We start from the raw sequence: 14,602 nt of genomic DNA on the forward strand, positions 1-14,602 counted from the left end.
GAGATGACTACGGACGAGACGGCGCAGGAAGCCGGGGCAGGGCGCGACGGGGAGGCCGTCTCCCGCTTCGTGGAACATTTCGCCTCGCAGCTCGTCGAGGCGGGCATGCCACGGATGCCGTCCCGGATCTTCGCGGCTCTCCTCGCCTCCGACTCCGGCGCGCTCACCTCGGCGGAACTGGGCGAACAGCTGCGGGTCAGCCCGGCCGCGGTGTCCGGGGCGGTGCGTTATCTGACCCAGCAGCACATGGTCGCGCGCGAGCGGGAGCCTGGGACGCGGCGCGACCTCTTCCGGGTGCACAGCAACCAGTGGTACGAGGCGCTCGGCAACCGCGACGGCGTCCTCAAGCGCTGGGAGAACGCGCTGCGGGACGGCGTGGCCAACCTCGGCGCGGACTCCCCGGCGGGCCGCCGCCTCTCGGAGACCCTGGCGTTCTTCGAGTTCGTCGAGATCGAACTGGCCGGAATGATGGACCGCTGGCGAGTGCGCAGAGAAGAGCTGTTCGGCAAGGACGTGACCTGACGGCCGCGAGGTGGCGTGACCTGATGGCCGCGAGGTGGCGTGACCTGACGGCCACGGCGTGACGTGACGGCGGCGAAGCCGGGTCGCACGCTCAGCGCGGCAGCGTGAGCCCCCACGCCCGCGGCCGGACCGTCCAGGTCCGGGTGCGGACCGGGCCCCCGACCACCGCGTCCGCGCGGTAGCGGAAGTCCGCGCCGGATACCGTCACCGTCCGCGCCCGCACCCGCAGCGGCGCCGCCTCCGCCCCCACCGAGGTCGGCCGGACCTCCACCTGTGCCAGGCCGCCCCCGTCCCCGGCGGTCACCCGTACCCCCTGCACCGGCTGGTCCAGGTCGACCAGCGTGACCCCGTCCGCCTCCACCCGCAGCCGCGCGGGCGCGGGCCCCGGCGCCGCGGCCACCCGCGAGGGCCGCGTGGCGAGGGTGCGGACGAAGGACTGGCAGGTGCGGAGCCAGGCGTGGCCGTCACCGCCACCGGCAGCGGACGCCTCGACGCCCGCGTCGCCGCCCGGCACCGGCGGAATCCGCAGATCGCCGAGGACCACCCCGTCGCTGTCGTCCACCAGCAGATCGAGCCGCCGCTCGGCGCCCTCAAGGACCGCCCGCGCCGCCGCGACCGCCCCGGAGGGAACCCCGAGCGCCCGCGCGAGCGACTGGGCCCCGCCCACGGGGACGACCGAGAGCGCGCTGCCGCCGAGGTCGCGCTCGCGGTGCAGCGCGCCCACCGCCCGCAGCAGCGCACGGTCGTCGCCGACCACCACGAGCCGCCGCGCACCCCTCCTGGCCAGCGCTCTCGTGAAGTCCTCCGGCCCCTCGGGCAGGCAGATGCGGACCGCCGCACCCGCGCCGAGCACGTCCTTCGCGATCCGTACCGACTCACCGTCCGCGCGCCGGGCGACCGGGTCGATGACGACTAGGAGCTGGTCGCGAGCCGACAACGTGCGCCCTTTCTTTAGCTGTTCTTTGAGACCTCGGGTAGCATCTTTGTGCAAGAGCCCCTTGCGCTATTGCGCCAGGGGCTTCGTCTATTCCGGGGCAGCATCCAAGGCACACCCATACGGCGGCTACGGCCCCTGACCTTGGACATGCCCCGCCCGGAAGGGGTGTACGCCTGTGCCCGCACTTGTGCTGCTCGGTGCTCAGTGGGGTGACGAAGGCAAGGGAAAGGCCACCGACCTGCTCGGTGGCTCGGTGGACTATGTGGTGCGCTACCAGGGCGGCAACAACGCCGGCCACACGGTTGTCGTAGGCGACCAGAAGTACGCGCTGCATCTCCTCCCTTCCGGGATTCTCTCCCCGGACTGTGTGCCTGTCATCGGCAACGGAGTCGTCGTCGACCCGTCGGTCCTGCTCTCCGAGCTGAGCGGTCTGAACGAGCGCGGCGTCGACACGTCCAAGCTGCTGATCAGCGGCAACGCGCACATCATCACGCCGTACAACGTGACGGTGGACAAGGTCGGCGAGCGCTTCCTCGGCAAGCGGAAGATCGGCACGACCGGCCGCGGCATCGGACCGACCTACGCCGACAAGATCAACCGCACCGGCATCCGCGTGCAGGACCTCTACGACGAGTCGATCCTGCAGCAGAAGGTCGAAGCGGCTCTGGAGCAGAAGAACCAGCTCCTGACGAAGGTGTTCAACCGCCGCGCCATCGAGGCCGAGCAGATCGTCGAGCAGCTCCTGGAGCACGGCGAGAACATCAAGCAGTACGTCGCCGACACCACGCTGATCCTGAACAACGCGCTCGACGACGACAAGGTCGTCCTGTTCGAGGGCGGCCAGGGCACGCTCCTGGACGTGGACCACGGCACGTACCCCTTCGTCACCTCGTCCAACCCGACCGCCGGCGGCGCCTGCACCGGCACCGGCGTGGGCCCGACGAAGATCAGCCGCGTCATCGGCATCCTCAAGGCGTACACGACCCGCGTCGGCGCGGGCCCGTTCCCGACGGAGCTGTTCGACGACGACGGCGAGGCGCTGCGCACCATCGGCGGCGAGCGCGGTGTGACCACCGGCCGTGACCGTCGCTGCGGCTGGTTCGACGCCCCGATCGCCCGCTACGCGACCCGCGTGAACGGCCTGACGGACTTCTTCCTCACCAAGCTCGACGTCCTCACCGGCTGGGAGCAGATCCCGGTCTGTGTCGCGTACGAGATCGACGGCAAGCGCGTCGAGGAACTCCCGTACAACCAGACCGACTTCCACCACGCCAAGCCGATCTACGAAATGCTGCCCGGCTGGTCCGAGGACATCACCAAGGCCCAGACCTTCTCCGACCTGCCGAAGAACGCGCAGGGCTACGTGAAGGCCCTGGAGGAGATGTCCGGCGCCCCGATCTCCGCGATCGGCGTGGGTCCGGGCCGTACCGAGACGATCGAGATCAACTCGTTCATCTAGCGGTTCCCGCAGACGACGAAGGGGCACTCCGGCACCGCCGGGGTGCCCCTTCGCGCTGCCGGTCGGTCGGCCCCCCCCCCACGGGGCCACCCACGTTGCGAACCCCGCCCCCGCATTGGACGATCATGGAAAGTCACCGTCCGTGCCCAGTGCTCACCGACCGTGAGGGGAGGCGTTGTATGACCGAGGTCCGCAAGCCGACCCTCAGACAGCGGCAGCGCTACTGGTTCGACAAGACCATGGCGCGCGGCACCCCCGCGCTCATCGGCTGGCTCACCCTCGTGTGTCTCGTCATCGTCGTGCCCGCGAGCGCGGCCCTCGTCTGGGCGGACAAGAACACCCCGACGACCCTCTCCAACCAGGCCGTCGCCATCTGGAAGAGCATCGGCACCACCTTCAAGATCGGCGGCGGCGCGATCGGGACGCCCGCCTACGTCGCCCTCTCCGTGCTGCTCGCCCTGGTCGCCCTGTTCTTCGCGTCCACCCTCGTCGGCCTCATCACGGCAGGCGTGAACAGAAAGATCATGTCGCTGCGGCTCGGGCGCTCCCAGGTGATCGAGGAGCGGCACACCGTCGTCCTCGGCTGGTCGGACCAGGTCTTCCCCATCGTCAGCGAACTCGTCGAGGCCAACGCCAACCAGCGCAGGGCCGCCGTCGCCATCCTCGCCGACCGGGACAAGGTCGCCATGGAGGGCGAGATCCACACCCAGGTCCCCGACACCGGGACGACGCGGGTGATCTGCCGGACCGGGGACACCAGCGATCCGGCGGTCATCGGGCGCGTGGGGCTGCACACGGCCCGCTCCATCCTCGTCGTCTCACCCGGCGACGAGGACGCCGACTCCCAGGTCATCAAGACCCTGCTCGCCGTCAACAGCGGGGGCGGGCGGCGCGGCGACGCCCATCTCGTCGCCGCCGTGCGCGACGGCAGGCACCACGCGGCCGCCTGCCTCGCCGCCGGTGACGACGGCTGCGTGCTCAACATCGACGACGTCACGGCCCGCCTCATCGTGCAGACCTCGCGCCAGCCCGGACTCTCCCTCGTCTACCAGCAGCTCCTGGACTTCACGGGCGACGAGTTCTACACCGTCCCCGCCCCGCCCGCCCTGGTCGGCCGCACCTTCGGCGACGCACTGCTCGCGTACGACACGTCGTCGGTGGTCGGCCTGGTGCGCCCGGACGGCACGGTCGCCGTCAATCCGCCGTCCGCCACCACGATCGGCGCGGACGACCGGATCGTCGCCGTGGCCGCCGACGACGACGCCGTGGTGCTGGACACCGGCCGGCCGCCGGAGGTGGACGAGGCCGCCGTCGTCGTGCCCGTCCCGCGCGAGGCCGTCCCCGAGCGGATCCTGCTGCTCGGCTGGAACCGCCGCGCCCCGCTGATCATCGAGCAGCTCGACGGGTACGTCGCCCCGGGCTCGGTCCTCGACATCGTCGCGCACGGCGAGCGCGTCGTGGACGAGGCCGCCGCCCTCACGCCGCCCGACCGCCTCAAGACCGGCTTCCGGTGCGGCGCCACCGACCGGCCCGAGGTGCTCTCGGAGCTCGACATCGGCTCGTACGCGAGTGTCGTCGTGCTCGGCTACGAGGACGAGGAGGGCCGGATCGGCGCCGCGTCCGACGTCGGCACCCTCGTCACGCTGCTGCATCTGCGCGCCCTGGGGCGCGCCCTGAACCGGCATCTGCCCGTCGTCACCGAGATGTCCGACGACCGCAACCGCGCGCTCGCCCCGCTCAGCGAGGGCACCGACTTCATCGTCAGCGGCAAGATCGTCAGCCTGCTGATGACGCAGATCGCCGAGAACCACGAACTGGCGGGACTCTTCCGGGAGTTGGGGGACCCCGAGGGCAGCGAGATCTACCTCCGGCCCGCCTGCGACTACGTCGCGCCGGGCCACGAGGTCTCGTACGCCACCGTGGTCGAGTCGGCCCGCCGCCAGGGGCAGTGCGCGATCGGCTACCGACTGGGCGAGGAGGCCGCGCTCGAACCCGCCTTCGGAGTACGGCTCAACCCGGGCAAGCGGGAGCGGCTGAGCCTCGGCGCGGGCGACAGCGTGATCGTGCTGGCCGTGGAGTAAGTGCTCTCACCCCGGGTTTCGATCGGCGGCGGATCGTCGTTCCGCAGCACGATGATCGAGGCGAGCGTCACGACGGAGAGCGTGAGCAGGACCGTCAGGAGCTGGGCGGGGCGGGGCGGGACAGGAGCGGTGGCTTGTCGTCGGGCGTGGTCCATGGGCGGTGACGGTTGGCGGCGCGGGGCCGCCCGGGGCCCGCTTCCCCGTTCCGTCGGCTGTTGTTCGCCGCCGGTTCAGTCGACTGGCTTCGGGCAACCGGCTCAGGTCACCTGACTCAGGTCACCTGGCTTTGCTCAACTGCCCTTGGTGTACGTCAACTCGCCGCTGCCGTCCGTGTTCGCGCGCCGCAGCTTGCCGTTGCCGAGGATCGTGATGACGCTCGGCTCGCCCGGCGTGCAGGACGACATGGGTTCGCCGACGGTGACCTCGGTCGGGCCGATGCGCAGCCGGTCCTCGGAGGCGGAGACCAGCTTGCCCTGGAAGACGCAGCGGTAGGTGCCGCCGCCGTCGGTCGGTCCTTCCGCCGTCACCGAGAGGACCGTGTCGCCCACCTCGCCCTGCTGCAGCGTGAGTTCGCGGGTGCTGTGGCCCGTGTCGGTGTCGAGGCCGCCCGACCAGGTGCCCAGGTACTTGTCCGGGATCGTGTCGTCGGCGGCGTCCGGGGTGGTCGCGTCCTGGCTGGACGGTTCGGGCGACGGCGAGCCGCTGCCCGGGGTCTCGGGGGCGCTGCTCGCGGAGTTCTTGGCGTCGTCGCCCTGCTTCTTGTCGGTGCCCTCGCCGTTCATGACGGCGTAGACCGTGCCGCCCGCTCCGATGGCCACTATCAACGCCACGACGATCAGGGCCGCGGTCGAACGCCCGCTGCGGCGCGGTGGTTCGGGCGCGGCGGCGGGGGCGTAGAGACCGGGGCCGTACGGGGGCGTCGAGCCGTAGCCCGGCTGCTGGGGTTGTTGGGGTTGCTGTTGGGGCTGGTGCGGGTAGCCGTAGGCGGCGGGCTGCGGGTGCTGCTGCGGATAGCCGTACGAAGGGGCGCCGGGCGGCGGCGTGGGCGGCGGGGCCTGGCCGGACACCATGGTGGGCAGGTGGTTGACGGGCGCGGCGCCGGGCTTGCCGGGGGGCGGGGGCGTGGCTTCGCCGTCGCCCTCGGGAGCGGCCGCTGCCGGGGGAGTCACCGGGGGAGTGGCCTTTGGGGCCTCGGTCTCCGAGGACGCGTCCGGCACCGAGGCCGGGCCCGTCTCGTCCGGGTCCTCCGCGTCCAGCAACTGCACGGCATGCCGCCCCAGTTGGGCCACCAGTGCGCCCGGCAGCCACGGGTCCAGGGCACGTCCTTCGCCGAGGGCGTCCGCGGCGCCCGTACGCTCCAGGACCTCGTCGAGGGAGGGCCGGGCCGCCGGGTCCTTGCGCAGGCACACGGAGATCAGCTCGGCGAGGCTCTCGGGGATGCCCTCCAGGTCGGGCTCCTCCTGCGCGATGCGGAACATCAGCGCGTGCACGCCGCTGTTGGCCGTGCCGAAGGGCAGAGCTCCCGACGCGGCGTAGGCGAGGACGGAGCCGAGGCAGAACACGTCGCACGCCGGGGTGATGCGGTCCCCGCGCACCTGCTCGGGCGCCATGAAGCCGGGCGATCCGACCAGCGCGCCGGTGCGGGTGAGTCCGCCGTCGGTGACCGTCTCCAGGGCCCGGGCTATGCCGAAGTCGATGACGCGCGGGCCGTCGATCGTGATCAGGACGTTCGACGGCTTGAGGTCGCGGTGGACGATGCCCGCCGCGTGGATGTCCTTGAGCGCGCCCGCGAGTCCGGCCGCGAGGACGGTCACCGACCGCTCGGGCAGCGGACCGTGGTCGTGCGAGACGACGGTCTGCAGCGAGGGTCCCGCGACGTATCCCGTGGCGACCCACGGGACGTCCGCCTCGGTGTCCGCGTCGAGAACCGGCGCCGTCCACGCGCCGCCGACCTGTCGCGCGGAGCGCACTTCCTGTCGGAAGCGGTTCCTGAACTCCTCCTGTTCGGCGAGCTCTTGGCGGACCAGCTTGACCGCGACCGTACGGCCCCGCCCCGACCGCGCGAGATACACCTGCCCCATGCCGCCGGCGCCGAGCCGCGCCAGCAGCCGATATGCGCCGATCCGCTGCGGATCACCGGGCCCGAGCTTTTCCATCGCCGCACCGACCTCCCCCATTGGTGTGCAACAGAGTGAGGATAGTGCGGCCCTACGACAGGGTGGGACGGGCTGCTCTCTACGGTTCCGTAACGGGTTCCGCGGCGGGTTCCGGATCCGGGGTCGTGATGGTGTCGAGCACGTCGGACAGGCGTTCCAACACCCGTACGGTTTCCTTGAACTCGTCCTCGCCGAGCGCGGCCGAGAGCCATCCGGCGAGCTCCGCGTGGCCTGGGTCGATCCGCGCCACGGCCGCCCGCCCTTCGGCGGTGGGGCGCAGCAGTTTGGCGCGGCGGTGGGCCGGGTTGGGCACGTACTCGGCGAGGTCCTTGCGCACGAGGAGGTCCGCCACGCGCTGCACGCTCTGCCGCGTGATGCCCATCGCGCGGGCGATCCCCGCGACCGGCAGCGGCTCGCGCAGCACCGCGCCGAGCACCTGCCACCAGGCGGCGGTGAGCCCTGCGGGCTTCGTCAACTCCTCGGAGGCTGCCAGGAACTGGCCGTTGAGGCGGAAGACGGTCAGGGCGGTGCGGCTGAGCAGGTCCTGTTGCTCTCGCTGCTCCCGGTGTTCCTGGGGTTCCCGGTGTTCCTGGTGTTCCCTGGGTTCCTGGTGGTCCCTGGGTTCCTGGTGTTCCCTGTGCTCCCGGCGCTCTTCGTCGGTCATCGGCTTTTCCCCGCTCAGGAGTTGAGGGTCTCGAACGCCGCCGGGTCCGAGTCGTGGAAGAGGCGGTACCAGGCGTCGAGCTTCTCGTCGTCGAAGATGCCGCCGAGTCGGCCGAAGACCTCCCGCGCGAACGCGACCGGCTCGGTCGGGCCCGCCGTGATCAGGTCGCCGTCGGTGACCGCGTCCGCCTCGACGTACCGCTCGCCGCCCTTGTAGCCGGTGGCGGCCAGGTACATCGCCGCCGCGCTGGTGTGCGCGCGGTCGTCGAGCAGGCCCTCGCGGGCGAGCCCCGCCGTGGCGCCGCAGATCGCGGCGACCGGCACCCCGGCGTCGAGGAACGCGCGGGCCGTGCGCGCGAACGGCGCCAGGTCCTCGCTCGTGTCCCACAGGTCGGCGCCCGGCAGGATCAGCAGCGCGCTGTCCTCGGGCCGCAGCTCGTCGAGCGACAGATCGGGCTGGACGCGCAGGCCGCCCATCGAGCGGACCGGGGCCGCGGAGGGCGCGACCGTGCGGATCTCGTACCCGGCGCGGGCCAGCCAGGCTGTGGTGTGGCCGGTCTCCCAGTCGGCGGACGTGTCGTAGACGGCCAGGTGTGCGGGCTTGCGGGACATGACGACCTCCGGTGGTGGGCGAGCCGTGCTTATGTAAGCATGCTGTCAAGCTGACAGTGAGCTGTCAATAGGGGGTGGCGGTGCTGGGTGCGGCTTGTTCTGGGCCTGCGGTGTCTGCTCTGGGATTTGTGGTGGTGGGGTGCTGTTCGGTGTGGGCTGCGGGTGCGTTCTTAACTTCCGTGAGGGGCGCCCTTAACCCGCCCGTCCCTAGCGTCCTTGCCATGGACAGCACACTGACTCTCAGTGCCCACCTGGGCCTCGATCTGGCCGCCGTCTCCCTGCTGACCTTCGGCGTCTTCTATCCGCGGCACCGCAGGCGCGAACTCGTCCCCGCCTACCTCGCCCTGAACGTCGCCCTGTTCGCGGTGGTCGCCGGGCTCGGTACCGTCGGCGGGAACGGCGGACTCGCCCTGGGCTTCGGGCTCTTCGGGGTGCTCTCGATCGTGCGGCTGCGCTCGGACGCCCTGCAGCACCAGGAAGTGGCGTACTACTTCATCACCCTGGTCCTCGGCCTGCTCTGCGGGCTGCCCGCCCTGAGCCTGCCCGTCGCGACGCTGCTCGCCGCCGTCCTGCTCGTGGTGATGTACGGCGCGGACCACCCCCGCCTCTTCGCCCGCGACCGCCGCGCGGTCGTCACGCTGGATGCCGTCTACCGCGAGGAGGGGCCGCTCCGCGCCGAGCTGGAGCGGCGCCTCGGGCGGCCTCTGGGGTGGACCGTCCAGGAGGTGGATTACGTACGCGATCTGATGGTCCTGGAAGTCCGCTTCCGCCAGCCGGAACCTTCCGTGCCGCGCCGGGAGTTGACCGTACGACGACGCACGACCCGGTCCAACACGTTTCCCCCCAGTCACCCGAAGGAGACCGTGTGAACCCCGCCGTACGCGCCATCGGCCGCGCCGCCCTCGCCGCGCACCCCATCGCGCTTGACGAGGTGAACGCTCGGGCGGAGCTCCTCGCCCGCTACGACAACAGCTATCTGGTGCCCGTCGAGATCTTCGAGGATCTCGCGGCGCTGCTCACCGACCCGCGCAGGGCGGGCGGCCCCTTCCGGGCCCTCAGCATCGGGGGGAAGCGGTGGTTCCGGTATCACTCGACGTACTACGACACCCCTGAACTGCTCACCTTCCACGACCACCGGCAGGGGCGGCGCCTGCGGTACCGCATCCGCGAGCGCGTCTACCAGGACAGCGGGGAGCGGCAGTTCGAGATCAAGCTGAAGAGCGGGCGCGGCGAGACCGTCAAGCACCGGCAGCGGCTCGCCGGGGACGATCACGCCCTGGACGCGGTGCGGCTCGGGTTCCTGTCCGGTGTGCTGCGCGGGTCGTACGGGATCGACGCCCCGGGCGGGCTCGTCACGTCGCTGGTCACCGACTACCGGCGCGCCACCTTCGTCGCCGACGGGCAGCGCATCACCTGCGACGCCGGGCTCGTCGTGCGCGACACCGTGACCGGGCGCAGCGCCGAGGCCGACAGCGGGCTCGTGCTCGTGGAGACCAAGACCAAGGGCCATCTGACCGACGCCGACCGGGTGTTGCACCGGTTCGGCGTGCGCGCCGCCGACTTCACGAAGTACTGCGGCGGGTACGCGGCGGTGCGGCCCGAACTGGGCATCAACAAGTGGGCCCGCGCGGTGCGGACGGCTTTCCCCCGGGCGGCGTGAGGGGGAACGTCAGCGTGACGCGGGCGCCCTCGGGGGTGCTCCGCGTCTCGAAGGCGCCGTTCGCCTCCTCCGCGGTGCGGCGCGCGATGTCCAGGCCCAGGCCTGTGGAGCCCGCGCCGCTGGTGCCTCGGTCGGGGGACGTGGTGTCGGGGAAGCCGGGGCCCTCGTCGGCGATGGTCAGTTCCGCGTGGTTTCCGTCCCGTGTGCTGCGGGCCGTGACGGTGACCGAGAACGGGGTGCCTTGCGGGGTGTGGTCCAGGACGTTTCCTATCAACGCGTCCAGGGCTGCCGTCAGTTCGTCCTCGGGGACCGGTACGGGGATCTCGTGGGGTGGTGTGGTGGTTTCGGTGCGGCGGTTCTGGTCCTCCGCCAGCGGCTCCCAGAACGCCGCTCGCTCCCGCGCCACCGCCGCCAGGTCCGCGCGCGGCGCCTCGCGCAAGGGGCGCCGTGCCTTGCGGATCACGTCGTCGACGCTGCGCTCCAGGGCCGTGACGTCCGCCGCGATGCGTCGTGCCTCGTCCGTGTCGCGCAGCGTCTCCGCGTCCAGGCGCAGGGCCGCCACCGGGGTGCGCAGGCGGTGGGCCAGGTCGGCGGCGTTCTCCCGCTCGGCGGTCAGGAGCTCGTCGATGCGGGCGGCCAGGCGGTTCAGTTCGCCCGCGATCAGGCGGAGTTCGGGCGGGCCCTCGGGGGTGGCGCGCGCCGTGAGGTCGCCTGCGGCCAGGCGGTCCGCCGTGCGGGCGAGGCGGCGGGTCGCGCCGACCAGGCGTGCGCCGAGGCGGTCGGCGAGGAGGAGACCCAGGAGTACGAGGCCTACGCCGATGCCGGCGAGGACCAGCCAGGAGGCGAGGGTGCCCGCGTACAACTGGGCTTCGGTGAGCGTTACTTGGACCACCGCCGTGCCGTCCTCGGCGCCCTGGACGGGGACGAGGACCAGGCGGCCGCCGGACTCGGGTTCGTAGGTGAACGCGCGGCCCGTGCGGGCCAGGCGGATCGGGTCCGTGACGGCGGGGGTGTGCTGCTGCGGGTGCGGGCCGATGACCTCGTTGTTCGCAAGGATCAGGGAAGTGGCCGGCAGGTCCTTGCCGTTGACGCTCTCCACCGTCTGCTCGGCGGTCTCGCGCTCGTCCGCGGTCGCCAGGGCCGGGCCGATGGCGTGGGCGACCCACTGGGCGCGGGCGGTGGCCTCGGAGGTGGCGCGGTCGGCGGCGTGCGTGCGGGTGAGGAGGGTGAGGGGGACAAGGAGTGCGGTGAGCACCAGGGCCGTTGTCGCCGCCGTCAGGAGGAGGAGGCTTCGGCGCATCAGTCTGCCTGTGGTGCGGGGTTGTTGTCGGGTGCGGGTGCGTTTGGTTTGTTCGTGGAAGTGGGGGGTGGTTCGTCTTTTGGTTTCGGTGCTTTGCCCGGTGCGGGGTGTACGCCTTGTTTCTTTGGGTGCGGGGCCGCGGGGGTATGTCCGTACTCGCCATCTTTGTTGCGGGGTGTTGTTGCTGCGGCTGGGGTCGGCTTTGTGCTCGGTGCTCCGTGCGCACATACCCCCGCGTCCCCTCCCGTCTCGTACGCGGCCTCGGGCCGGTGAGGGGTCGCTGCTCCGGGGCCTTCGGGCGGCGTCAGCTTTACCCCTACCGTGCGGACCGTGTGGAGGTAGCGGGGGTGCTGGGCTGTTTCACCCAGCTTGCGGCGGAGCCAGGAGAGGTGGACGTCGACCGTCTTGTCGGCGCCTCCCAGCGGCTGTTGCCAGACCTCGGCGAGGAGTTCGCGGCGCGAGATCACCTGGCCGGGGCGGCGGGCCAGGTAGGCGAGGAGGTCGAACTCGCGTGGCGTCAGGTCGATGTGGTGGCCGTTCAGGGTCACCTCGCGGGAGGTCGGGTCGATGGAGAGGCCGCCGACGTGGAGGGGCTCCTCTGTCTCCGTCGCGCCCAGGCGGCGCAGGACCGCCTTGACCCGGGCGTCCAGTTGGGCGGCGCCGAAGGGCTTGATGATGTAGTCGTCCGCCCCGGCCTCCAGGACCGTCACCATTTCCGGCTCGTCGTCGCGGGCCGTGGCCACGATCACGGGGACGTCGCTCACCGCGCGGAGCATGCGGAGGACTTGGGCGCCGTCGACGTCCGGCAGCCCCAGGTCGAGGACCACCAGGTCCGGCCTGCTGGTCACCGCCGCGTCCAGGCCCGCCATGCCGCTCGGCGCGGTCGCCACCGCGTGCCCCTTGTCGCGCAGGGCCCGCACCAGCGCGCCACGGAGTTGGGGGTCGTCCTCTACGACAAGAAGATGTGCCATACAACCACCGTAGTCAGGGGCAGGGACGGGGCTTTGTCGGGGGCTTAACCGGACGTTAGGAAACGATGCGGCACAGTGGCGGGATGAGGAAGTGGCGGAGCGCCGTCGTCACGGCCGCGTGGGTGGCCGTGGGCACGGCGGCGGGGGCGCTGGGCGCCTGGCAGTTGGCCAGTTCGGACAGCGCGGGCGAATCTGCTCACAGTCGGCCGTTGGACGAGGCCGCCGTGCAGCGTGCTCTCGCCAGTGCCCGTGCAGGTGACGGTGACAGTGGGGGTGGGGGTGGGGGTGGGGGTGACAGTGCGGGGGCTTCTGGGGGGGCGTCCGGTGTCGGGGCCTCTTCTCCCTCCGCGAAGCCCAGCCGTACGCCCTCCTCCACTCCCACCGCCGAGCGCTCCACCGTCCGCTTCACCGGCGGTTCCGCCACCGTCGAGTGCCGAGCCGACGGCACCGTCTATCTCGTCTCCTGGAGTCCCGCCGACGGGTTCCACATCGACGACGACGTGGAGCGCGGGCCCGCGGCCGTCGTACGGCTCGAGGCCGAGCCGGGGGACGACGACGAGCAGGAGGACCTGCCGTACGAGATCCGGTGCACGGCGGACGGGCCGCGGGCCGAGGTCGTGCCGGACACGGACGACGACTGATCTCTTACGCGTGGCAGCGCCCCGGGAGGGCTCGTCGCGCGACACTCTGTCGCGTTCCGCACCACACGTCAGACAGGACGCCCATGTCGTGTCCACTCTGCGGACATTTACCCTCGCCCCATGACCCCTCAGCCGAATCCCCAGGTCGGAGACAAGATGGGCGGCGCGCAGCGCCCCGTTGGAAGGGTGGTGGCGGGAGACGGGCGGGCCGTGAAGGCCGCGGACCGCGCACACGTCTTCCACTCCTGGTCCGCACAGGAGCTCATCGACCCGCTGGCCGTCGCCGGTGCCGAAGGCTCGTACTTCTGGGACTACGACGGGAACCGTTACCTCGACTTCACCAGCGGCCTCGTCTACACCAACATCGGGTACCAGCACCCGAAGGTCGTCGCCGCGATCCAGGAGCAGGCGGCGACGATGACGACGTTCGCGCCCGCCTTCGCCGTCGAGGCCCGCTCCGAGGCCGCACGCCTCATCGCCGAGCGGACCCCCGGCGACCTGGACAAGATCTTCTTCACCAACGGCGGCGCCGACGCCGTCGAGCACGCCACCCGCATGGCCCGTCTGCACACGGGCCGCCCCAAGGTGCTCTCCGCCTACCGCTCGTACCACGGCGGCACCCATCAGGCGATCAACCTCACCGGCGACCCGCGCCGTTGGGCCTCCGACACCGGCACGGCGGGCGTCGTCCGTTTCTGGGCGCCGTTCCTGTACCGCTCCCGCTTCTACGCCGAGACCGAGCAGCAGGAGTGCGAGCGCGCGCTCCAGCACCTCGAGGACACCATCGTGTACGAGGGTCCCGCGACCGTCGCCGCGATCATCCTGGAGACCGTGCCGGGCACGGCGGGCATCATGGTCCCGCCGCCGGGCTATCTGGCGGGCGTGCGGGAACTGTGCGACAAGTACGGCATCGTCTTTGTGCTGGACGAGGTCATGGCCGGTTTCGGCCGCACCGGTGAGTGGTTCGCCGCCGACCTCTTCGACGTCGTGCCGGACCTGATGACCTTCGCCAAGGGCGTGAACTCCGGCTACGTGCCGCTCGGCGGCGTCGCCATCTCCGGGAAGATCGCGGAGACCTTCGCCAAGCGGCCCTACCCGGGCGGGCTCACCTACTCCGGGCACCCGCTGGCCTGCGCCGCAGCCGTCGCGACGATCGGCGTCATGGCGCAGGAGCGCGTCGTCGAGCACGCCGCGAACCTGGGCGCCCAGGTCATCGAGCCGGGCCTGCGCGCGCTCGCCGAGCGCCACCCGAGCGTGGGAGAGGTGCGCGGTGCCGGCATGTTCTGGGCCCTTGAGCTGGTGAAGAACCGGGAGACCCGCGAGCCTCTGGTCCCCTACAACGCCACCGGCGAGGCGAACGCCCCCATGGCGGCGTTCGGCGCGGCGGCGAAGAAGAACGGCCTGTGGCCCTTCATCAACATGAACCGCACCCACGTCGTCCCGCCGTGCAACATCACGGAGGCGGAGGCGAAGGAGGGACTGGCGGCCCTGGACGTGGCCTTGTCGGTGGCGGACGAGCACACGGTGTAACCGTTCTTGTACCTGGCGATCACGCCCCGGCTCCCCGGAACCCCGACCACGTAGTCTGACGTGCTCATAA

The 14,602-nt window shown here is 71.6% G+C and carries 12 protein-coding genes and 1 pseudogene; 7 read left to right on the forward strand and 6 right to left on the reverse strand.

All coding sequences use genetic code 11. The features are described 5' to 3' along the window. The first annotated feature begins 3 nt into the window (after positions 1 to 3). Entirely contained in the window at positions 4 to 522 is a 519-nt protein-coding gene (locus tag AB0B50_RS13500; protein WP_362329745.1) for a MarR family transcriptional regulator, read from the forward strand. A 91-nt stretch (positions 523 to 613) separates the two neighbouring features. On the opposite strand, the gene AB0B50_RS13505 is transcribed toward AB0B50_RS13500, so the two are convergent. After that, on the reverse strand, positions 614 to 1,459 hold the full coding sequence (locus tag AB0B50_RS13505) for a diacylglycerol kinase family protein (RefSeq protein ID WP_362329748.1): 846 nt from the start codon (positions 1,457 to 1,459) through the stop codon (positions 614 to 616). A 175-nt stretch (positions 1,460 to 1,634) separates the two neighbouring features. Here AB0B50_RS13505 and AB0B50_RS13510 point away from each other — a divergent pair, with 175 nt between their 5' ends. Both AB0B50_RS13510 and AB0B50_RS13515 read left to right on the forward strand, forming a co-directional pair. Further along, a complete protein-coding gene (locus AB0B50_RS13510) occupies positions 1,635 to 2,918 on the forward strand; it encodes an adenylosuccinate synthase (protein WP_362329750.1) in 1,284 nt (427 codons plus the stop codon). A 179-nt stretch (positions 2,919 to 3,097) separates the two neighbouring features. Further along, the gene (locus AB0B50_RS13515) at positions 3,098 to 4,999 is read left to right on the forward strand and encodes an NAD-binding lipoprotein (protein ID WP_362329752.1); all 1,902 of its coding nucleotides are present in this window, start codon (positions 3,098 to 3,100) and stop codon (positions 4,997 to 4,999) included. 290 nt (positions 5,000 to 5,289) lie between these two features. Here AB0B50_RS13515 and AB0B50_RS13520 read toward each other — a convergent pair whose 3' ends face one another. The 3 genes from AB0B50_RS13520 to AB0B50_RS13530 all read right to left on the reverse strand — a co-directional run bounded on the left by AB0B50_RS13520 (position 5,290) and on the right by AB0B50_RS13530 (position 8,430). Next, positions 5,290 to 7,155, reverse strand: coding sequence for a serine/threonine-protein kinase (locus AB0B50_RS13520; RefSeq protein WP_362329755.1), 1,866 nt, complete (start codon positions 7,153 to 7,155; stop codon positions 5,290 to 5,292). A 79-nt stretch (positions 7,156 to 7,234) separates the two neighbouring features. Continuing rightward, the gene (locus tag AB0B50_RS13525) at positions 7,235 to 7,819 is read right to left on the reverse strand and encodes a helix-turn-helix domain-containing protein (protein WP_362329758.1); all 585 of its coding nucleotides are present in this window, start codon (positions 7,817 to 7,819) and stop codon (positions 7,235 to 7,237) included. 14 nt (positions 7,820 to 7,833) lie between these two features. Then, positions 7,834 to 8,430, reverse strand: a complete 597-nt coding sequence (locus AB0B50_RS13530; RefSeq protein WP_362329761.1) for a type 1 glutamine amidotransferase family protein — start codon at positions 8,428 to 8,430, stop codon at positions 7,834 to 7,836. A gap of 221 nt (positions 8,431 to 8,651) precedes the next feature. On the opposite strand from AB0B50_RS13530, the gene AB0B50_RS13535 reads away from it, so the two are divergent. Both AB0B50_RS13535 and AB0B50_RS13540 read left to right on the forward strand, forming a co-directional pair. Then, entirely contained in the window at positions 8,652 to 9,299 is a 648-nt protein-coding gene (locus AB0B50_RS13535; RefSeq protein WP_362329764.1) for a DUF4956 domain-containing protein, read from the forward strand. Continuing rightward, a complete protein-coding gene (locus AB0B50_RS13540) occupies positions 9,296 to 10,090 on the forward strand; it encodes a VTC domain-containing protein (RefSeq protein WP_362329767.1) in 795 nt (264 codons plus the stop codon). Before AB0B50_RS13535 ends, AB0B50_RS13540 begins: the two co-directional genes overlap by 4 nt. On the opposite strand, the gene AB0B50_RS13545 is transcribed toward AB0B50_RS13540, so the two are convergent. Together AB0B50_RS13545 and AB0B50_RS13550 are read right to left on the reverse strand one after the other, a co-directional pair. After that, positions 10,041 to 11,390, reverse strand: coding sequence for a HAMP domain-containing sensor histidine kinase (locus tag AB0B50_RS13545; RefSeq protein WP_362329770.1), 1,350 nt, complete (start codon positions 11,388 to 11,390; stop codon positions 10,041 to 10,043). The genes AB0B50_RS13540 and AB0B50_RS13545 overlap by 50 nt on opposite strands. Positions 11,391 to 11,686: 296 nt before the next feature. Then, a pseudogene (locus AB0B50_RS13550) lies at positions 11,687 to 12,361 on the reverse strand (response regulator transcription factor); the annotation flags it as partial. 83 nt (positions 12,362 to 12,444) lie between these two features. Here AB0B50_RS13550 and AB0B50_RS13555 point away from each other — a divergent pair. Then, entirely contained in the window at positions 12,445 to 13,002 is a 558-nt protein-coding gene (locus AB0B50_RS13555; RefSeq protein ID WP_362329773.1) for a hypothetical protein, read from the forward strand. 156 nt (positions 13,003 to 13,158) lie between these two features. Continuing rightward, complete coding sequence (locus AB0B50_RS13560; protein WP_362330409.1) at positions 13,159 to 14,532, forward strand: aspartate aminotransferase family protein; 1,374 nt, start codon at positions 13,159 to 13,161, stop codon at positions 14,530 to 14,532. Positions 14,533 to 14,602: the final 70 nt, after the last annotated feature.

It is taken from the genome of Streptomyces sp. NPDC041068, from assembly GCF_040647455.1.
Lineage (GTDB): Bacteria > Actinomycetota > Actinomycetes > Streptomycetales > Streptomycetaceae > Streptomyces.